16 protein-coding genes and 1 tRNA gene are annotated in these 18,511 nt (G+C 64.1%); 7 read left to right on the top strand and 10 right to left on the bottom strand.

What is annotated here, in order from left to right; genetic code table 11:
• Together AC6LJ5_RS27230 and AC6LJ5_RS27225 are read left to right on the top strand one after the other, a co-directional pair.
• On the top strand, positions 1–612 hold a 612-nt coding region (locus tag AC6LJ5_RS27230), incomplete at its 5' end, for a diguanylate cyclase (RefSeq protein ID WP_498142143.1).
• Positions 613–832: 220 nt separating this feature from the next.
• The gene (locus tag AC6LJ5_RS27225; protein ID WP_498142142.1) at positions 833–2,074 is read left to right on the top strand and encodes an MFS transporter; all 1,242 of its coding nucleotides are present in this window, start codon (positions 833–835) and stop codon (positions 2,072–2,074) included.
• A 35-nt stretch (positions 2,075–2,109) separates the two neighbouring features.
• Here AC6LJ5_RS27225 and AC6LJ5_RS27220 read toward each other — a convergent pair whose 3' ends face one another.
• Positions 2,110–2,481 (bottom strand): hypothetical protein, encoded by a 372-nt coding sequence (locus AC6LJ5_RS27220; RefSeq protein WP_498142141.1) that lies wholly within the window; start codon positions 2,479–2,481, stop codon positions 2,110–2,112.
• 1,438 nt (positions 2,482–3,919) lie between these two features.
• Between AC6LJ5_RS27220 and AC6LJ5_RS27215 the strand changes: the two genes are divergently transcribed.
• On the top strand, positions 3,920–5,689 hold the full coding sequence (locus AC6LJ5_RS27215) for an AIPR family protein (protein ID WP_392409729.1): 1,770 nt from the start codon (positions 3,920–3,922) through the stop codon (positions 5,687–5,689).
• A 119-nt stretch (positions 5,690–5,808) separates the two neighbouring features.
• Entirely contained in the window at positions 5,809–6,123 is a 315-nt protein-coding gene (locus AC6LJ5_RS27210; RefSeq protein ID WP_392409728.1) for a hypothetical protein, read from the top strand.
• A gap of 483 nt (positions 6,124–6,606) precedes the next feature.
• Here the strand turns inward: AC6LJ5_RS27210 and AC6LJ5_RS27205 are convergent.
• Positions 6,607–6,683 (bottom strand) — tRNA-Pro (locus AC6LJ5_RS27205).
• A 239-nt stretch (positions 6,684–6,922) separates the two neighbouring features.
• On the opposite strand from AC6LJ5_RS27205, the gene AC6LJ5_RS27200 reads away from it, so the two are divergent.
• A complete protein-coding gene (locus AC6LJ5_RS27200) occupies positions 6,923–7,237 on the top strand; it encodes a DUF4148 domain-containing protein (RefSeq protein WP_212314044.1) in 315 nt (104 codons plus the stop codon).
• Positions 7,238–7,334: 97 nt separating this feature from the next.
• On the opposite strand, the gene AC6LJ5_RS27195 is transcribed toward AC6LJ5_RS27200, so the two are convergent.
• Genes AC6LJ5_RS27195 through AC6LJ5_RS27180 form a run of 4 tightly spaced genes read right to left on the bottom strand, consistent with a single transcriptional unit; the run spans position 7,335 to position 11,211 of the window.
• The gene (locus tag AC6LJ5_RS27195; protein WP_103275720.1) at positions 7,335–8,153 is read right to left on the bottom strand and encodes an SDR family NAD(P)-dependent oxidoreductase; all 819 of its coding nucleotides are present in this window, start codon (positions 8,151–8,153) and stop codon (positions 7,335–7,337) included.
• Positions 8,154–8,163: 10 nt separating this feature from the next.
• Complete coding sequence (locus AC6LJ5_RS27190; RefSeq protein ID WP_498142140.1) at positions 8,164–8,904, bottom strand: SDR family NAD(P)-dependent oxidoreductase; 741 nt, start codon at positions 8,902–8,904, stop codon at positions 8,164–8,166.
• 24 nt (positions 8,905–8,928) lie between these two features.
• On the bottom strand, positions 8,929–10,263 hold the full coding sequence (locus AC6LJ5_RS27185; protein ID WP_103275722.1) for an MFS transporter: 1,335 nt from the start codon (positions 10,261–10,263) through the stop codon (positions 8,929–8,931).
• A gap of 18 nt (positions 10,264–10,281) precedes the next feature.
• Positions 10,282–11,211, bottom strand: coding sequence for an alpha/beta hydrolase (locus AC6LJ5_RS27180; protein ID WP_498142139.1), 930 nt, complete (start codon positions 11,209–11,211; stop codon positions 10,282–10,284).
• A 158-nt stretch (positions 11,212–11,369) separates the two neighbouring features.
• On the opposite strand from AC6LJ5_RS27180, the gene AC6LJ5_RS27175 reads away from it, so the two are divergent.
• Both AC6LJ5_RS27175 and AC6LJ5_RS27170 read left to right on the top strand, forming a co-directional pair.
• Positions 11,370–12,272 carry a LysR family transcriptional regulator gene (locus AC6LJ5_RS27175; RefSeq protein WP_103275724.1) on the top strand — a complete coding sequence of 301 codons (903 nt, stop codon included), beginning with the start codon at positions 11,370–11,372 and terminating at the stop codon, positions 12,270–12,272.
• A gap of 178 nt (positions 12,273–12,450) precedes the next feature.
• Positions 12,451–14,373 carry a leucine-rich repeat domain-containing protein gene (locus tag AC6LJ5_RS27170; protein ID WP_498142138.1) on the top strand — a complete coding sequence of 641 codons (1,923 nt, stop codon included), beginning with the start codon at positions 12,451–12,453 and terminating at the stop codon, positions 14,371–14,373.
• A 126-nt stretch (positions 14,374–14,499) separates the two neighbouring features.
• On the opposite strand, the gene pstB is transcribed toward AC6LJ5_RS27170, so the two are convergent.
• From pstB to pstS, 4 genes are all read right to left on the bottom strand, one after another.
• Entirely contained in the window at positions 14,500–15,276 is a 777-nt protein-coding gene (gene pstB, locus AC6LJ5_RS27165) for a phosphate ABC transporter ATP-binding protein PstB (protein WP_103275726.1), read from the bottom strand.
• 51 nt (positions 15,277–15,327) lie between these two features.
• A complete protein-coding gene (gene pstA, locus AC6LJ5_RS27160) occupies positions 15,328–16,182 on the bottom strand; it encodes a phosphate ABC transporter permease PstA (protein WP_103275727.1) in 855 nt (284 codons plus the stop codon).
• Positions 16,183–16,211: 29 nt separating this feature from the next.
• The gene (gene pstC, locus AC6LJ5_RS27155) at positions 16,212–17,231 is read right to left on the bottom strand and encodes a phosphate ABC transporter permease subunit PstC (RefSeq protein ID WP_103275728.1); all 1,020 of its coding nucleotides are present in this window, start codon (positions 17,229–17,231) and stop codon (positions 16,212–16,214) included.
• Between the two features lie 124 nt (positions 17,232–17,355).
• Positions 17,356–18,396 carry a phosphate ABC transporter substrate-binding protein PstS gene (pstS, locus tag AC6LJ5_RS27150; RefSeq protein ID WP_103275729.1) on the bottom strand — a complete coding sequence of 347 codons (1,041 nt, stop codon included), beginning with the start codon at positions 18,394–18,396 and terminating at the stop codon, positions 17,356–17,358.
• Positions 18,397–18,511: the final 115 nt, after the last annotated feature.

Raw genomic sequence — 18,511 nt, 5'->3', positions numbered from 1 at the left:
CCGCCCACCCGCTATCGCGAAACAGCCCTGCTGGGCAGCGCATTGCAGCATGCCGGCCAGATGCTGTCCGATACGCAACGGCTGGCCTACCACGATCCGCTGACCTCGCTGTGCAACCGCGTGCTCTTCACGGAACTGGCGTCACACGCGCTGGCGGCGGCGGCGCGCACCTCGCGTTCCGTCGCCATCCTGGCGATCGACCTGGACCGCTTCAAGATCGTGAACGATACCTATGGCCACGGCACCGGCGACCAGATCCTGAAGATCGCCGCCGAGCGCATGAGCGGCGCGCTGCGCAGCTCGGACGTGCTGTCGCGCTTTGGCGGCGACGAATTCGTGGTGCTGCTGGACGCCGGCGGCCAGGAGGCCGCCGAACAGGTCGCCAGGAACCTGAACGCGGCGCTGGCCGCCCCCTACCCCGGCGTACTCGTGGACCTGAGCGGATCCATCGGCATCGCGGTCTTTCCGGACGACGGCGACACCTTGAACCGGCTGCTGCAGGCAGCGGACAAGGCGCTGTACCGGGCCAAGGCCGCCGGCCGCAACCGCTACGCGATCGCCACGGGACCGCATCGGGCGGCGGCGTCGGGCGCCGGCGATACGGGCGAGTGACGCGCAGGCGGCGCGGCTTGAAAAGCCCGCCGCAAGCACCTATCATGGCGCATCTGATCCGGCGCGCCGCCGGCCCTGATGCTCTCCGGTCCTTGCGGCCCCCCCTGCCAAGCGCACTCCGTCATTCCGCGCCACCGTCCCGGTGACGCGCCGCCTCCCTGGCGGCATTGATCCCTCCACGCTTCCCCCCTTCCCCACACGTGTTTACACGAGGAAAGGCATGCCCCATTCCAAAACGATTGCTCTTGCGGGCAACAACGGCCCGTTGTTGTCCATGCTTTCCATATCGGTGTTCTTCGTCGGCGCGAGCGAGTTCATGCTCTCGGCGATGCTGGACCCGCTCGGTCGCGCCTTCGGCGTCGATTCCGGCCAGATCGCCTGGCTGGTCTCCAGCTATGCCCTTGCGTATGCGCTCGCCGCGCCCGTCTTCGGACATCTGTCAGACCGCATCGGACGGCGTCGACTCCTGCTGATCGCCCTGTTCCTGTTCGCGTTGGACGGCTTGGGCATCGCGCTCGCGCCCACCTTTGAAATAGCGGTGGCGCTGCGGATTCTTGGCGGCCTGGCCTCGGCCGTCATCATTCCCAACGCCTTCGCGTTGGTCTCCGAACGCTTGCCGCGCCAGCGTCATGCGGCGGCGATGGGCGTCGTCATGCTCGGCATGACGGCGGGCATCGCGACCGGCCCGGCCATCGCCGGTGTTCTCACCGGCTGGATAGGCTGGCGCGCGCCTTTCTTGCTAGTCTCGGCGGGCTGCCTCGCCGCCTTTCTCGTCGGCCGCATGGCCATGCCCGGCGGTCGCGCCCCAACGGCGGCGACGGTTCCGGCCGCGCAGCGCCCGCTGCGATGGCTGCGCAAGCCGGACATCGCGCACCCCCTGCTCACCAAGGGACTGTGGAACGGGACGGGTGTCGCCGCCTTTCTGCTGTCGGGAGAAGTCCTGCGCCTGCGCTATGCCCTGGACGTGGCCCAGGTCGGACTGAGCACGGCCGCATTCGGCATCGGACTCGCCGTGGGCAATCTTTCCGCCGGCGCGCTGCGACGCCTGGGTTCCGGCGAGGAACGCGCGCTGGTCATCACCAATGTGCTGCTCTTCGCATCGGTCGCCGCGTTCTACCTGCCGCCCTTGCCCTTGTGGGGCGCGCTCGCCTGTCTGGCCGCGTGGGGAGCATCCCTGGGGGCAGGCGCCCCGTTGGCCACCACGGTGCTGGCCAACCGCTCGGACCGCGACAAGGGCGCGGCGCTGGCGGCGGCGGAAACCTTGAACAACCTGTCCATTTTGTCGTTCCTCCCGCTGGCGGCGACACTGCTCGCGCAAGGGAAGCCCACTCTGGCCGCGACCGTCTTCCTGGCGGGCCTGGGCCTGGGCGTTGTCCTGACAGTCTATGACGCCGTGAGGGCGAATCGACGATCCGGAAGTCTGGTTACGCGAGATCAAGTCAGCCACGACACCAGCACCTGATCGCAGCGCTGCCAACGTCAACAAGGAAACGTCGGTCAAAGGACGCCAAAGGGACGAATGAACGTCTCGTTGGCAATATCAGGGATACGCGACAAATCACAAACGCAAATTGCACCGAATCCAATTCCATTGTTGAACTGGGCCATGAACACAGAAACGGATCCGTCTTCAGTGTCAGCGTTGTAACGGTAATTGAACTGCGCGGTCACATCCACCTGCTGCCAGCGAAGATGCGGAACTTTGGTGGTCATGTTGGCCAACAGCTCGAGCCCCGCCTCTTCAATCGAAACGGCATTGCTGAACCCTGCTAAGACCATGCCGCCGGCCGCCGGGAGTATCTTTTTGGTGTGGTGATAATGGAGGCTGAGAAATAGTTTGGCAGCGCAGCGTCGCAGCTTCGCTTTCACTTCGGGGGTGCTTTAAGGAAAGAATCGGGATCTCGGTCGTGGCGACTCCTGGCGGCAAGGATGCCCCGTGATCTCGGAACCAACGTCGCTTCTCATTTGCCGAGGGTAGAAACGATCTGTAAATCTCGGGTTCCTTTTCCTTCATCGCCATCATGAGCCGGTAGGTCGCCTCATACGCTATTGGCTGGTCACCAGGCGCCGTGATACGGCACAAGAGTGCAAATAGGGCTTCATCATCTGGCGTAGCCTGCTGGCAGCGTTGGCATGCAGGAAATACATAGCCCGCAGGCCATTTTCGCTCATCGAACACCGACCGAGGCGGCCAATGATCTTCGGTGGTAGCTGGCTGCATTCCACCGCAATAACAACAGGTTGGATGTTCCCTCAAGAATGCCTGCAGGCGTCTTTTCTTATTGCCCATGATCCTAACGTTTGAAAACCAAGAATTGAGCGAGCATATACGGACATCGGATGGTCCACATATCGAAGGCGGCCCGTAGTGCCTGCCGCAACGGCCATGTCATGACCCATAGTGCCAGCGTCTGGCCGGCCCCGCCGGCGGCGGCCACGTGCTGCTGCCGGCGCGGGCCTGGACCTGCAGGGCCAGAACCTGGCCAGCACGCCGCCAGTCGCCGCCTCGTGGTTGAGGACTCACGGCGATAAGGTGAGCACACCAGTTAACGGCGAACCCTACAGGCCGGAGAGCCGTATAAGCAATGGGTTTTGCCAATATTCTGAGTAGTTTTGTAGCACTAGCGTCGGTCCGCCCTTCCCCGTTTTTTCCCTGTCCTCCGAAACGCGGTACTCCCGCGCCGTAACATCGTTGCGTTTGCTACATGCTGGCAAGCATGCCGGCCACCGCCGCGAGCTGCTGGCCACGTCCAGCGCCACCTGCAGCGCCAGCACCGGGCCGGCGCACTGCAGCCGACCGCCGCGGCCAGCCTCAGCGCCGTCCAGGATCCAGGGCGACGACGGCGAGCACATCAAAAACTGGCGTGACAAAGGGCTTTTTCAATGTTTCGGGAGGGGGTGGGAAAACCTAACCTTCCTAACCAGCCATGGGGAATCGGCCGGAGCGCCTTTATTCATGCGGGTTTTCGACGTTTCGGAAAACCGAACCTGTTCCTAACCAAAGCTTAACCCGATTAGGTTTCTATACCCTAACCTTATAGAAGTTTGATATCAGGCTTTGAATACAATCAAGATTATTCATGTAAATCAGCACCTTCCACGTAATTTTCAGATCCAGTTGAAAACGCTAGACTTTTCCCAGCCTCTCTCTAACTCTGCGCAAAAAATCGAGTGCAAGGGAGGCAGTTCGGACCCAACATTCAGACGCCCACTTGAGCCGGAGAAGCGCTAACATCTAGCAATGCTCCGAGTTCGCCGGAGACCGCCCAACTGACAGCCGATCATTAGCCCCGCCGCTAAGGACATCATGGATAGAGTAACGAAATCGCTTCTAAATGAATTTAGTACCGAGCACGGGCTAGAAAAGCTTGACGAAGATAGTCAGTTCGAGCATTTCGCTGCCTACCTCACTATTGGGCGGCACCTCGGCGATGGTGACGAAATTGCAGACTTGGTCATCGGTTCAGGGGGAGACACCGGTATCGACGCGCTCGCGATAGTGGTGAACGGGGTCTTCATTGAAGACGCAGCCCAAATTGACGAACTAGTCACCAACAGTGGGCATATTGAAGCGTCATTTCTTTTCGTCCAAGCAGAAAGATCGTCATCTTTCGACATGGCCAAAATCGGACAATTCTCTTTCGGCGTCAGCGACTTCTTCAAAGAAAAACCGGCACTGCAGCGTAATAGGCAGTTAAACCGCGCCGCGCAGCTGATGACCACAATCTACAACCATAGCAGTCGCTTTAAAAGAGGACGACCGACGTGCAAAATGTTTTACGTCACAACGGGGACTTGGGTTGAGGACGGAAACCTTGTTGCGCGGAAAAATTCCGCCGTCCAAGAGCTACTCGACACCAAGCTGTTTGCTACCGTCGACTTCATCCCATTGGGCGCGGATGACATCCAAGACATCTATCGCGAATCCAAAAACTCGATCTCCAGGGAATTTGAGTTTGCCTTGCGGACCGTTGTACCAACCGTGACGGCGGTTTCGGAGGCATATATTGGTTTATTGCCAGCGACGGAATTTCTCCCTCTAATTTCCGATACACGCGGCGATATTCTCAAAGGCATCTTTTACGACAATGTGCGTGACTGGCAGGACTTCAACGCTGTCAATTCAGAGATGCGAGGCACTCTTGCTGATCCCACCTCACGCTCGCGATTCGCCTTGATGAATAATGGCGTCACCATTATTGCGAAAACACTTCGAGCAACGGCCAACCGGTTTTATATTGAAGACTATCAAATCGTGAACGGCTGCCAGACGAGTCATGTACTGTTTGATCGGCGGGAGGTATTGGATTCCACGGTTATGGTGCCTCTTCGACTTATAGCCACCAAGGATGACGATGTCATCGCTTCGATAATTGTCGCCACCAATAGGCAAACCGAGGTGAGAGAAGAGCAACTTCTGGCGCTATCCAGCTTTCAGAAAAAACTTGAGGCATTTTTTTCTTCGTTTGATGAGCCCCAGCGGCTTTACTATGAACGTCGTTCGCGTCAATATCACAGTGTCACCGGTGTTGAGAAAACGCGGATCGTGACACCGGGCAGTTTGATACGCGCATTTGCTTCGATGTTTCTGGAAGAACCTCACAGAGCGACGAAGAGCTACCGCAGAATTCTTGATAGAGCCGGCAAGGACTTATTTGGCGCGAACGATAAACTTGATCCCTACTATGTCGCAGCGCTCGCGATGTACCGTCTGGAGTACCTCTTTAGAAACCAGTTTCTAGACAAGGATTTCCGTGCCGCGCGATACGAAATCTTGTTGGCACTCCGGTGGCAATTGATGCCTGCCCCCCTCCCACGAATGAACTCTAACGATATGGAACGGAAGTGTCGCATCATGATCGACGCCTTGTGGGATAACACGGAATCAGAGGGGCTTTTCCGTAAGGCAGCCGCTCTTGTAAACCGCGCCGCTGGAGGCTCGTTGGATGCGACCATCCTGAGGACTGAAGGGTTCACTGAGCACGTCTTGAAGCGATGCAAGATGCAAGCACAAAGAAACGCGTCGAACAAAGCTATACCCCATCGGCCCTCGACGGTGACTCGCGGAAAAAAATGACGACCTGGCTGCGTCTTTTTGTGTCGCTTGCGCGAGGGGGGATAATCACTCCACGCGGTAGTACTAGCGCTAGTCGCAGAATGACGCAGGCTTGAGTCGGAAACGGCCTAGGCGAGTGGATGAAGGCCAATCCGCGCATGGCCACCGCGTTGATCGCGGCGGCCGCCGCCATTGCTGGTCTGGTCGCAATTTTTGGAGCGTTGGCGCCGGCGATGGCCGCAGTGCTCCGGTCGTTCGTCGTCGTGCGCTACGGCTTGTCGATGCTCGGTATCCAGGGAGGTAGCGCGATGGGGGGCCTGGCCAACTTGGAGAAAGGCGGCTTTGGCCGGCTGGGCAAAACCATCGTATCTGTCGGAAAGCTGCTGCTCGGCAAGCCCATTGGCTTGGCGAGCATGACCATTGCGACTGCCACATATTTCATCTACCAATGCTAGACGCCGACCAAAGCGTTCTTCGCGGACATCTGGGCGCAGGTTACCGCGGCGTTTGGCGCGGCGATAACGTGGCTAGGCGAGCTGCTGGCATCGCTCAACCCCATCCCCATCCTTTCAGCCGTGTGGACTGGCCCGGCCACCCACGCCAACACAAGCAGCCGCGCCGCGATATCAAACGCGCGAGCGCTAGCGATGAGAATGAATGTTCATGAGCGATCAACTGGTCTATCGCCTGCGGATCTCGTCAACGTCATTAACCTATCGAAGTCGACGATTTATGAGCTGATCTAGCAAAAGGATTTCCCCGCGCCGGTGAGGCACACCACTCGGTCTGCTGGATAGCGTGCGCGGGAGGTAGCGGCTTGGCTCGAAAACAGGCCGCCCACCACCCAGCAAACAGGCACCCGACGGTAGATCCGAATGGCGCTGGCCTCCAAAACACAAAGGCTTAGCTCAGAATGTGAGCTAAGCCTTTGATTTAATTGGTCGGGGCGGCGGGATTCGAACTCGCGACCCTCTGCTCCCAAAGCAGATGCGCTACCAGGCTGCGCTACGCCCCGAAGGGTGGGAACTATACCAGATACTGCGCCCGTTCCGGCGTCCGCCGGGCGGGCCCCGGCCTGCGCACGGCTGGCGGCACGGCGGCGCGCGCGGCGCATTGCCCCGTCTTATTGAAAGCTCTTTCCCTGAACAGGCATTTATCCGCTGTGGCAATCGGCGCACAGTGAAGCCTCGATGTCAGGAGCCTTACGGAAGCCGTACTGCCTTCCGCTCCTGGCCCATGATTGAGGATCCTGCCATGAAGATGAATCTTGCCACCGCCATTGCGTCGATCACCATTGCTCTCGTGGGCGTCCAGGCCCATGCGGCTCCTGCGGGCGCGAGCGCGCCCAGCCAGGGCTACGACAACGCGATCGCCCGGCCGGAGTCGCGGGCGGAAGTCGAGGCCGACCTGGCGCTCTGGAAGCGGGCCGGACTGGACAAGCTGGAACAAGGCGAAAGCGGCCCGGACATCTACAGCGCGGAGTACCGCGAGGCCTACGCGAACTACCTGCGCATGCGTCGCGGCCCCGAGTACGCGGCCGAAGTCGCTCACCAGGCCCAGGGAGAATAGTGTCCGCGCGAGCGCCCCGGTTCGGCGACTTCGGGACGTTCGGATAGCGGCATTCGGATGGCGCCCCCGCGCCGCCATCCAGCGCCAGGTCAGGCGGCTACAGATTGCCCGTGGCCTTGCCGATCCGCCAGTACACGCCGCCCCCCGTCATGCCGCCGTCGACCGGCAGGTCCGCGCCCGTGATGAACGAGGCGTCCGGTCCCAGCAGGAACATGACGGCCGCCGCGATCTCGTCGGGATCGGCGCCTCGCGACAGCGGCGTGGCATCCCGGTTGCCTTCGTAGAAAAGCCGCGCCCGGCCCGCGTCGTGCACGGCATTGGGCTGCATGATCATCGGCGTTTCCACCAGGCCCGGGCACACGGTGTTCACGCGTATGCCCCGTCCCGCCAGCTCCAGCGCGGCGGCGCGCGTCAGTCCGCGCAGCCCCCATTTGCTGGCCGTGTAGGCCGCGCTGAAATAGCCGGTCAGGCCGGCGGTGGACGAGGTATTGACGATGGACGCGCCGGCCGGCATCAAGCCGGCGAGCACGTGGATCGCCAGGAACGGCCCGTCCAGGTTGATATCCAGCAAACGCCGCCATTCAGCATGCGAGGTTTCGGTCACGGTCTTGCGCAGGGTCACGCCCGCGTTGTTGACCAGCCCGTACAGCGGCGCGCCCTCGCGCTCGATCTGCGCGGCCAGCGTCCGCCAGCCGGCTTCGCTGGCCACGTCCGCCACGCGTATCCGCAGACGCCCGGCGTCCGCGCCCGCCTCCGCGCGCAGCGCGTCCCACGTCGGGTCGTCGGCCGGCAGCACATCGAGCGCATGGACGATGGCCCCGGCCCGCAGCAGGCGCAGGGCTTCGGCCGCGCCCTGCCCGCGCGCCGCGCCGGTCACCACGGCGGCCTTGCCGCTCCAATAGGATTGCGTCGTCATCACGCGCGCCTCAGGTCTTGGACACGCCGCCATCGACCAGCAGCACATGGCCGGTCACATAGGCGGAGGCCTGCGAAGCCAGATAGAGCACGGCGTCCGCGATCTCGGCGGGCTGGCCCAGCCGCCGCGCGGGCAGGCGGCCGATGTATTCGGCGTGGGTGGCCGCGTCGGCATGCATCCAGCTGCTCATCGGCGTTTCGATGAAGCCCGGCGCGATGGCGTTCACGCGCAGGCCCAGGGGGCTCCATTCCAGCGCCAGGCATTGCGTCAGATGCGCCACGGCCGCCTTGGCGCTGGCATAGTCCGCGCAGTTCGGGCGCGGCTTCACGCCGGCATAGCTGGACAGGTTGATGATGGCGCCGCTGCGCTGCGCCACCATGTGCCGCGCGGCCGCCTGCGCGCCGAAGAACGTGCCCTTCAGATTGATGTCCTGCGTGCGTTGCCAGGCGGCCTCGTCCAGATCAAGGGCGGGCATGCGATCCATGTAGCCCGCGTTGTTGACCCAGATGTCCAGCGCGCCATACTCGGCCGCGACCGCGTCCGCCAGCGCCCGGATCGCGGCGGGCCGGGTCACGTCCAGTTCACGGCAATCCGCGTCCACGCCCGCCATCGCCGCGAGGTCGCGATCGGTGGCGACCACGCGCGCGCCCTGCTTGCTCAACGCCGCGACCACCGCGCGTCCGATGCCTCCGCCCGCGCCGGTGACCACCGCGACTTTGCCTGCCAGGTCCAGATAATTTACGTTGCTCATAGAAATGGATGTAGAAGTTGGAATTCAGTTGAAGGCCGCACGCTTGGCGACGGATTCGCGCGTAGGCTCGCCCGGCAGGCGGATGGCGTTCAGATCCACGCCGGCGGTCTCCTTGATCAGGAAGCCGCCCGCGAAGGCCATCAGCCCCAGCGCGCCCACATAGGCCGTGTAGACCCAGCCCAATCCCTGCGCGCCCAGCCAGGTGTTGATGTACGGCGCCGTGCCGCCGAAGATGGCGACCGACAGCGAGGAAATGAAGCCCACGCCCATGGCGCGCGCGCCAGTCGGCACCTGTTCGGCCACCACCGCCGGAAAGATGGCCGCCAAAAGCGCCCAGACCAGCAGGCCGATCAGCTGCGCCACGAACAGGGTCCACGGCTGATCCGTGACCAGATGCGATACCGGGAACACGGCCAGCGCGACGCCCAGCCCGAACGCCATCACCATCGGCTTGCGGCCGTAGCGGTCCGCCAGCCAACCGCACACGGGTAGCCACAGCAGGCAGATCAGCTGCGCGATCAGGCTGGCGGTATAGGCGCCCGACGGATCCATGCCCCGGGTCGCGATGGCGGTGGCCGGCGCGAAAGTCACCCAGGTGTAGTAGGTGGCGTTGGAGGCCGCGGCGATCATGATGATGTTGCGCACGATCAGCAAGGCCTGGCGCCGCGACACCTTCACGCCGCCCGCCGGCTCGGCGCGATGCTCGAACACATCGCTTTCGCTCGCGCTGCGGCGCAGGAACAGCGCATAGATGCCCAGCAACGCGCCCACCGCGAAACCGACGCGCCAGCCCCAGGCCTGCATCGCGTCCTTGCCCAGCCAGGATGTCAGCAGGGCGGCCAGGCCAGTCGCCGCCATCACGCCGACGGTCACGCTGACGAAGACGGAACTGGACCACAGGCCACGCCGCTTGGCCGGCGCGATTTCAGCGACGTAGGTATAGGCCACGCCGGACTCGCCGCCGTGCGCCAGGCCCTGCGTCAGCCGGCACAGGAACAGCAGAACAGATGCCCACACTCCCGCCTGTCCGTAGGTCGGCAGCACCGCGATGGCCAGGCTGGTCAGGGCCAGCAGGCACATCGTCAGGACCAGGGTGAACTTGCGTCCATAGCGGTCGCCGATGCGGCCGAACAGCCAGCCGCCGACGGGCCGCGCCAGGAAGCCGCCGGCGAACACAGCCAGCGTGGCCAACAGCGCCGAAGTGGGATCGGACGGATCGAACAGGTTCATGGCCAGATAGGCCGAGAACGTGCCGTACAGCGTCCAGTCGAACCACTCCAGGGCGTTGCCCACGGCCGCCGCGCGCAGCGAAGCCAGGCGGCGCCGGCGGTCTTGTGTCTCCATTGTTATTGTCGTCATTGTCTTGTCCTTGAGGGGTCAGCGCAGGTGCTGGGCGAACCAGTCGGCGGCCGCGCGGCGGGTGCGTTCGAAATGTTCCGTGTAGACGGAGTAATGGCCGCCCGGCAGCAGCAGAAGCTGCTTGGGCTGGTGGGCCGTGTTGAAGGCTTCCTGCTGCAGATCGGCGGGCGTCAGGCCGTCGCCGGTCGCGACGATCATCAACAGGGGCGTGGGCGCGATGCGGCGGATGTACGCGGCGGGCTCGTAGGCGCGGGCCAGCTCCAGGGACCGCAGCGTGACCTCGTTGACCCAGGCGGGGCAACGCTTCGCTTCGCCGGTCATGTAGGCATAGGAGTCGGGCCCCGGATACGCCACCGGCGCCTCGGGATCGGCATCGACCATGCGCAGCGTGGCGGGCGGCAGGCCCGCATCGCGCGCTTCGCGGTCGGCCTCGAACGCCGCCTGCAGGACCAGCGCCTTGTCGTAGCGCACGCGGCGCTGCGCCGCCAGGAAGCCGCTGGTGGTGGGCACCTGGCTCACCACGCACTTGACCCGCTTGTCGATGGCGGCGACGGTCAGGGCATGGCCGCCGCTGTAGCTGCTGCCCCAGATGCCGATGCGCTCGCGGTCCACCTCGGGACGGCGGCGCAGGTAGGAAATGGCGGCGCGGAAATCCTGGATCTGCCGCTGCGGATCGATTTCCTGGCGTGGCTGGCCGTCGCTGCGGCCCAGGTTGCGGAAATCGAAGGTCAGCGCCGCCAGGCCCTGCTCGACGATGGCGGCCGCGTAGTCCTCCAGATCGCCGCCCGCCACCATCGACCAGCCGTGCGCCAGCGCCACGGCCCCGACGGGGCCGCGGGCTTGCGCCGGCAGGTAGAGCGTGCCGCGCACGCGGTCCCCTTCCACCACGAATTCAATCGGCTCTTCCGATTTTTCCAGATCCGGCCGCGGCGTGCGCGATTCGGTCATTCCCCTCTCCTTGGCGCTGTGTATTGGGATAAAAACAGATGCAAGGGCCGAATTCTGCCCATGCCGCCAGAGGGGAACAAGCGGTATTATTCATCAAATCAATCGTGATTTCCGATTGATCAAATCCTCACCTCTCCCGCGCCGGAAAGGACCGCCCCATGGATCTGCGCCAGTTCGATTGCTTCCTCGCCGTCGCCGAAACCCTGCACTTCGGCCGGGCGGCCGATGCGCTGCACATGAGTCAGTCCTCGGTATCGGAAGCCATCAAGGCGCTGGAGCGGACGCTGGGCGGCCCGCTGTTCGAACGCAGCAGCCGCCGGGTGGCCCTGACGCCGCTGGGCGAGACGCTGAAACGGGGCGCGGGCCCCGCCGTCATCCTGCTCAAGAGCGCCATCGACGATTGCAGGCGCCAGGCATCCGGCAAGCCGCGCCATCTGCGCATCGGCTTCCTGGGCGGTGGTTTCTATGAGCTGTATCGGCCGCTGGTGTCCGAATTCAAGGCGGCCCACCCCAGCGTCGAGCTGGAGTTCGTGGAGCTGACCTATGTCACCCACTACGCCGCCGTGGCCGATGGCTCGGTCGACGTGGCGTTCTGCCGGCTGCCGCTGGGCGCGGACGGACTGTGCCACGGTCCGATCGTACTGCGCGACCAGCGCATGCTGTGCGTGCCGCACGACCATCCGTTCACTGCGTTCACGCTGCTGGATCCGGAAGTGCTGGGCGACGAGCGCCTGGTCCGCATGGTGCCCGGCTCGGTGAACCAGGAATGGCAGGACTATCATTTTCCCCGCCACACGCCCAAGGGACGCCCGATCGGCGACGGGCCGGTGATCCGCACGATCCGCGAGGGCATCGCCGCGGTCAACACGCGCGAGGGCCTGCTGATGCTGACCAAGCGCGCGGCCAGCTACTACGCCACGCCCGAGATCGCCTTCGTGGAGATCGACCTGCCGGCAATGCCGTCGGCCTTGGTGCGCCGGGTCGACGACCATCGGCCGATCATCCAGGAACTGGACGCCCTGCTGCTGCGCATCGCCGAACGCCACGGCGTGGCCGCCTGAAACAGGGCGCTGCGTTCAATCCACCTTGACGCCCGCGTCGCGCCATAGCGCGATCTCCTTGACGATCTGCTCCTGGAACGCCACCGCCCGCTGTCAGTCTCGTCGACCGGGACCCGGAACCCGGAACCCGGTCCCGGTCGACGGTCACTCACCAGAGCCCCCTTCTGGAGAGCTGCGCATGACCATCGGAAAACTGCCCGCCACGGGTCCCTCCCCATCTCCCACACGGAAAAACCAGGAAGCCTCCGACAACAACCGAGCTGGCTTCCAACAAGCCAAACCGGCCACGGACCGCGTGCCGCCAAAGCCCTTCCAGCCCAAATCCGGTGCATCCCCAAAACCATCGCCAGCGCCTTCGGGTCGAACCGGCGCTCCCGACGCGCCGCCAGCCGGGACCGGTGGCTCCGCCAAGACCTTCTGGGCGCAGCAGGACGCCGCATCCGCCAAGAAACCGGCTTCGCGACCGCCGCAAAACAGTCCGAAGACAGGCGCGGCCCCGGCTGATGCGTCGCCGCCCCCGTCCAAGCCGCCTACGTTCGGCAAGCCGGCCCCGGCGCCATCGCAACCCGCCGACGCGCCCGCCGGCGGCACCCAGGCGGCCAGGAACTTCTGGAACCAGCAAAAGACACAAGCCGGCGGCAAGCCGACGCCGTCGACGCAACAGCCAGCCCCATCCATTGGCAAGCCCGCTCCGGCGCCGTCGAAGCCAACGGGCCGCTCCGCGCCTCGACCGCAGAACGAAAGCGTGCCTGTCCTCTACGCGCGTCCCAGGCAACAACCCGCGCAGGATCCCGGACTGACTCAGTTTCAGAAAGACCTGGCGGGCTGGAGCTCGAGCAAGGTGGCGCTCCTGTCCAAAGAGTATGTTTCGACCATTACCGCACAGCACATCAGATTGCTGTCCCGGGAAACAACCGAGCTTTATCTCAATGGCGTGAACCTGACTCGCGACGCCCTGCAGGAATTGCAGAAGCTCCCGATCGAACTGCTGAGTCTGAACTCCGCATCCGGCCTGCAGCCGCACGACGAGCCCATCGCCCTGCCTCGTTCCCTGCGCGCGCTGGCGATCATCGGCGATGCGCTGCCGACGAAAGCACTGCTGGCCGAGGCGGGACGGCATCCGGGATTGCTGTCGGTACAGGCATGGCGCGCCCAGGCGAACGATGCGGACGCCATCGCACTGGCACAATCCTCCTCCCTCAAGACCATCGATCTTGCATCGAACGGCGTGACAGGGAAAGGCGCGAACGCGCTGATCGGCATGCCGAAACTGACCGCATTGGACCTCTCGAGCAACCTGATCGGCTCGAACGGTTCGACCCAGCTGACGGCGTCCCGGATGCCCGCGTCGTCGCGGCTGAGCCGGGTGGACCTCAGCGACAATCCCGACCTGTCGGAGGCCAGCATCCCGGCGCTGTACCGTTTGCCGTTGCAGGCCCTGAACCTGAGCGGCACGAATGTCACCCGCTACCCGGAGGACGACCGCAAGCCGCCGCAGACGGCGCGAACGACGCCGGGCCCCGACGGCACGGAGTTCATCGAGCCGCCGGAGGACGACGACATTCAATGGAAGGACCTGCGGACGCTCTGGCTCGACGACACCAGGCTATTCCTCAAGGACCAGACCGCCTACCAGGCCTGGCAGCGCGTTCTCTTCGGCAATCAGGTCTCGGACATCTCGCTGGCGCGCGCGGGCATGGGCGAGTATCTGGATGACCTGGGCCAGCATCCGTCGCTGGCAACGGTCGACATCTCGGAAACGGACATCCCCCCCGGACAGCTGCGCGCGCTGGCCCAGGAACGCCTGCCTGCGGTTCTGATCATGTCGGGTTGCGGCTTGACGAGCGCCCATGTCGAGGAACTGACGGCGGGCCCCGATGCCGACCCGCGGCTGCGCCAGCTGTGGATCGCGGAAAACCCCGATCTGGACGAACGCGATCACGCGAGGCTGCTGCACAAGTATCCCAACCTGACGCTGGGCCTGGGCGATGACGACCACGCCAAGGCCTGCTTCAATCGCCTCGCGCCCCCGCTGCGACAACGCGTGCGGCTGGAGAGCTTGGAACGGGATTTCCCGCTGAGCCCCGAACAACCGTCCTGAGCGGACGGCCCCCGCTGAAATGGCAAAGCGCCTCGGACATGCCGAGGCGCTTTGTTCATGCGGGGGAGCGAGGCTCGGCTTGTGGGCGCCGCGCGGGTTCCGTCCCGGCGCCCGCGCAGGCCGGCATCAGCCGAAGCGGCCGGTGATGTAGTCTTCCGTTTCCTTGCGCGCCGGCTTCACGAAGATCTGGTCGGTCTGGCCGAATTCCATCAGCTCGCCCAGGTACATGTAGGCGGTGTAGTCCGAGCAGCGCGCGGCCTGCTGCATGTTGTGCGTCACGATCACGACCGTGTAGTCGTTCTTCAGTTCGGCGATCAGTTCTTCGATCTTGGCGGTGGAGATCGGGTCCAGCGCCGAGCACGGCTCGTCCAGCAGCAGGACTTCGGGCTTGATGGCCACGCCGCGCGCGATGCAAAGGCGCTGTTGCTGGCCGCCGGACAGGCTGTTGCCGCTCTGGTGCAGCTTGTCCTTCACTTCGTTCCACAGCGCGGCCTTGCTCAGCGCCCATTCCACGCGCTCGTCCATCTCGCCCTTGGACAGGCGCTCGAACAGGCGCACGCCGAAGGCGATGTTGTCGTAGATGCTCATGGGGAACGGCGTGGGCTTCTGGAACACCATGCCGACCTTGGCGCGGATCAGCGAGATATCGGTCTTGGCGGTGAGCAGGTTCTCGCCGTCCAGGATGATCTCGCCCTCGGCGCGCTGGCCGGGATACAGCTCGAACATGCGGTTGAAGGTGCGCAGCAGCGTGGACTTGCCGCAGCCCGACGGGCCGATGAAGGCGGTGACCTTCTTCTCCTGGATCGACATGTTCACATTGCGGATCGCATGGAACTTGCCGTAGTAGAAGTTCAGGTTCTTGACCTCGATCTTGTTCTTGACGGCGGTGGCGGTGTTTTCCATTTGGTTTCCCTAGGCTGCGGCCCGCGCGCTGCGCGAGCCGGCGAGCGGTCCTTATTTGCGGAACATGTTGCGGGCAAGGATGTTGATGCCCAGCACCAGCAGCGTGATCAGCGTGGCCCCGGCCCAGGCCAGGTTGTTCCAGTCCTTGAAGGGGCTGGCCGCGTATTGGTAGATCACGACGGGCAGGTTGGCCATGGGGCCGTTCATGTTCAGCGACATGAACTGGTTGGACAGGGCGGTGAACAGCAGCGGCGCGGTCTCGCCCGAGATGCGGGCGATGGCCAGCAGCACGCCGGTGATGATGCCGGTCTTGGCGGCGCGATAGCACACCATCGTGATCATGCGCCACTTGGGGCAGCCCAGCGCCGCGGCGGCTTCGCGCAGGCTGTTCGGCACCAGCAGCAGCATGTTGTCGGTGGTGCGGACCACCACCGGGATCACCAGGATGGACAGCGCGATGGCGCCGGCCCAGCCCGAGTAGTGCCCCACCTGCGCCACGTACACGGCGTAGATGAACAGGCCGATGATGATGGACGGCGCCGACAGCAGCACGTCGTTCAGGAAGCGCGTGGCCGGCGCCAGCCAGCCGCGCTGGCCGTATTCGGCCAGGTAGGTGCCGGCCAGGATGCCCACGGGCGTACCGATCAGCGTGCCCACGCCGGCCATCAGCACGCTGCCGATGACCGCGTTGAGCAGGCCGCCGGTCTGGCCCGGCGGCGGCGTGATTTCGGTGAAGAGCGTGTACGACAACGCGGGCGCGCCCTTCATCAGCAGCGTCAGGATGATCCAGAACAGCCAGAACAAACCGAACAGCAGCGTCGACAGCGAGACGGTCAGCATGATGCGGTTGACCACGCGGCGCCGGCGGTAAATGCCGTTCTGCATATTGAGTACGGAGACAGCCATGATCTTTTCCTTGTCGTTCGCGCGGGGGCTCAGCTCTTCTTGCCCTCGCCCGCCGACAGGCGGACCAGCAGCATCTTGGACAGGGCCAGCACGACGGTGGTGATCAGGAACAGGATCAGGCCCAGTTCCAGCAGCGCGGCCTTCTGGATGCCGCCCGCTTCATTGAATTCGTTGGCCAGCGCCGAGGCGATGGAGTTGCCCGGCGAGAACAGCGAGCCGGACCACTTGAAGGCGTTGCCGATCACGAAGGTCACGGCCATGGTCTCGCCCAGCGCGCGGCCCAGTCCCAGCATGATGCCGCCGATGACGCCCGACTTGGTGAAGGGCAGCACCACGCGCCACATCACTTCCCAGGTCGTGCTGCCCAGGCCGTAGGCCGATTCCTTCAACATGGTCGGCACCAGCTCGAACACGTCGCGCATCACCGCCGCGATGAAGGGGATGATCATGATCGACAGGATCAGGCCCGCGGTGAAGATGCCGATGCCGAACGGCGGCCCGGCGAACATGCCGCCGATGATGGGCACGTTGCCCAGCGTGGCGATCAGGAAGGGCTGCACGTATTGCTGGAACACCGGCACGAAGACGAACAGGCCCCACATGCCGTAGATGATCGAGGGAATCGCGGCCAGCATCTCGACCGCGGTGCCCAGCGGGCGGCGCAGCCAGGCGGGCGACAGCTCGGTCAGGAAGATGGCGATGCCGAAGGACACCGGCACCGCGATGATCAGCGCGATGGCCGAGGTCAGCAGCGTGCCGATGATCGGCACCACGGCGCCGTAGCTCTGCTTGACCGGATCCCAGTCGTTCAGCCAGAGAAACGACAGGCCGTACTTGGCCAGCGATTCACGGCTGCCATAGACCAGAGACACCAGGATCGCCGCCAGCAGGATGAACACCAGGAAGGCGAACAGGCGGGTCAGGTTCTTGAACAGCGCATCCATCAGCGCATTATTGTTTTGCTTCATAGGCGAAGGCGTGCCGGTGGTCACGGAATCATCCGCCCCATTGGGCGAAAGCGGCACACTATTATCCATTACCGCGCTCATGGATGGACTTTCCTTAGGGCCAGAGGGGAAAACGGGGGTGTCTAGCCAGGGCCGCCCTGCCCTCGGCCCCCGCGAGCGGGACCGGGACAAGGCAGGCGGGCGCGAGCGCCCGCCTTGCTGCGGCTTACTTCCAGACGGCCTTGCCGTCGGCGGACTTCACTTCGCCCCAGGCGGCGCGGATTTCCTTGGTCACGGCTTCGGGCAGCGGCACGTAGTCCATGCCTTCGGCCGACTTGGCGCCGTTCTTGAAGGCCCAGTCGAAGAAGTCGAGCACGGCCTTGCCTTGCACCGGCTTGTCCTGCGACTTGTGGACCAGGATGAAGGTGGCGGCGGTCACGGGCCAGGAATCGGCGCCCGGCTCGTCGGTCAGCACCACACCCATGCCGGGCGCGCTCTTCCAGTCGGCGTTGGCGGCCGCGGCGGCGAAGGCCTTCTGCTCGGGCTGGACGAACTTGCCAGCCTTGTTCTGCAGTTGGGTCCAGGCCAGCTTGTTCTGCTTGGCGTAGGCGTATTCGACGTAGCCGATCGAGTTCTTCAGCTGGCCGACGTAGGCGGCGACGCCTTCGTTGCCCTTGCCGCCCTGGCCGGTGGGCCACTTGACGGCCTTGCCTTCGCCGACCTGTTCCTTCCACTCAGGCGAAACCTTCGACAGGTAGTTGGTCCAGCCGAACGTCGTGCCCGAACCGTCCGAACGGTGCACCACGATGATGTCGGCCGAGGGCAGCTTGACGTCGGGGTTCAGCGCCTTGATGGCGTTGTCGTCCCACTTCTTGATCTTGCCCAGGAAGATGTCGCCCAGGACCTTGCCCGACAGCTTCAGCTTGCCCGGCTCGACGCCGTCGATGTTCACCACGGCGACCGTGCCGCCGATGACGGCCGGGAATTGCAGCAGACCGTTCTTTTCCAGGTCGGCAGCCTTCATGGGATCGTCCGAAGCGCCGAAATCGACGGTCTTGGCGATGATCTGCTGCTGGCCGCCGCCCGAGCCGATCGACTGGTAGTTCACGGCGTTGTTGGTGGCAGCCTTGTAGTCCGACGCCCACTTGGCGTAGATCGGGTACGGGAACGAAGCGCCGGCGCCGGTCACGTCGGCGGCTTGCACGGCGAACACGGCGGCGCTCAGCGCGACGCCCAGGGAAACTTGCTTGAAGACACGGTTGAACATCTTGGTTCCTTCTGTGCTCGTTAGAGGATCTGGCAGGCTTTCTGCTGCCTGTCTTTCAGCGACCACCGCATGTTAGAAGCCCAACATTACAGGCTAGTGACAGTCACATTAGGCC

Source organism: Achromobacter sp. 1011791174 (genome assembly GCF_059760925.1).
This window is presented reverse-complemented; position numbering and strand designations above follow the sequence as displayed.

Coding starts and splice junctions, on each gene's coding strand:
- AC6LJ5_RS27225 (WP_498142142.1), top strand. CDS start 833: ATGCCCCATTCCAAAACGATTGCTCTTGCGGGCAACAACGGCCCGTTG.
- AC6LJ5_RS27170 (WP_498142138.1), top strand. CDS start 12,451: ATGACCATCGGAAAACTGCCCGCCACGGGTCCCTCCCCATCTCCCACA.
- pstA (WP_103275727.1), bottom strand. CDS start 16,182: ATGGCTGTCTCCGTACTCAATATGCAGAACGGCATTTACCGCCGGCGC.
- AC6LJ5_RS27195 (WP_103275720.1), bottom strand. CDS start 8,153: ATGACGACGCAATCCTATTGGAGCGGCAAGGCCGCCGTGGTGACCGGC.
- pstC (WP_103275728.1), bottom strand. CDS start 17,231: ATGAGCGCGGTAATGGATAATAGTGTGCCGCTTTCGCCCAATGGGGCG.
- AC6LJ5_RS27210 (WP_392409728.1), top strand. CDS start 5,809: ATGAAGGCCAATCCGCGCATGGCCACCGCGTTGATCGCGGCGGCCGCC.
- AC6LJ5_RS27175 (WP_103275724.1), top strand. CDS start 11,370: ATGGATCTGCGCCAGTTCGATTGCTTCCTCGCCGTCGCCGAAACCCTG.
- AC6LJ5_RS27180 (WP_498142139.1), bottom strand. CDS start 11,211: ATGACCGAATCGCGCACGCCGCGGCCGGATCTGGAAAAATCGGAAGAG.
- AC6LJ5_RS27200 (WP_212314044.1), top strand. CDS start 6,923: ATGAAGATGAATCTTGCCACCGCCATTGCGTCGATCACCATTGCTCTC.
- pstB (WP_103275726.1), bottom strand. CDS start 15,276: ATGGAAAACACCGCCACCGCCGTCAAGAACAAGATCGAGGTCAAGAAC.
- pstS (WP_103275729.1), bottom strand. CDS start 18,396: ATGTTCAACCGTGTCTTCAAGCAAGTTTCCCTGGGCGTCGCGCTGAGC.
- AC6LJ5_RS27185 (WP_103275722.1), bottom strand. CDS start 10,263: ATGACGACAATAACAATGGAGACACAAGACCGCCGGCGCCGCCTGGCT.
- AC6LJ5_RS27190 (WP_498142140.1), bottom strand. CDS start 8,904: ATGAGCAACGTAAATTATCTGGACCTGGCAGGCAAAGTCGCGGTGGTC.
- AC6LJ5_RS27215 (WP_392409729.1), top strand. CDS start 3,920: ATGGATAGAGTAACGAAATCGCTTCTAAATGAATTTAGTACCGAGCAC.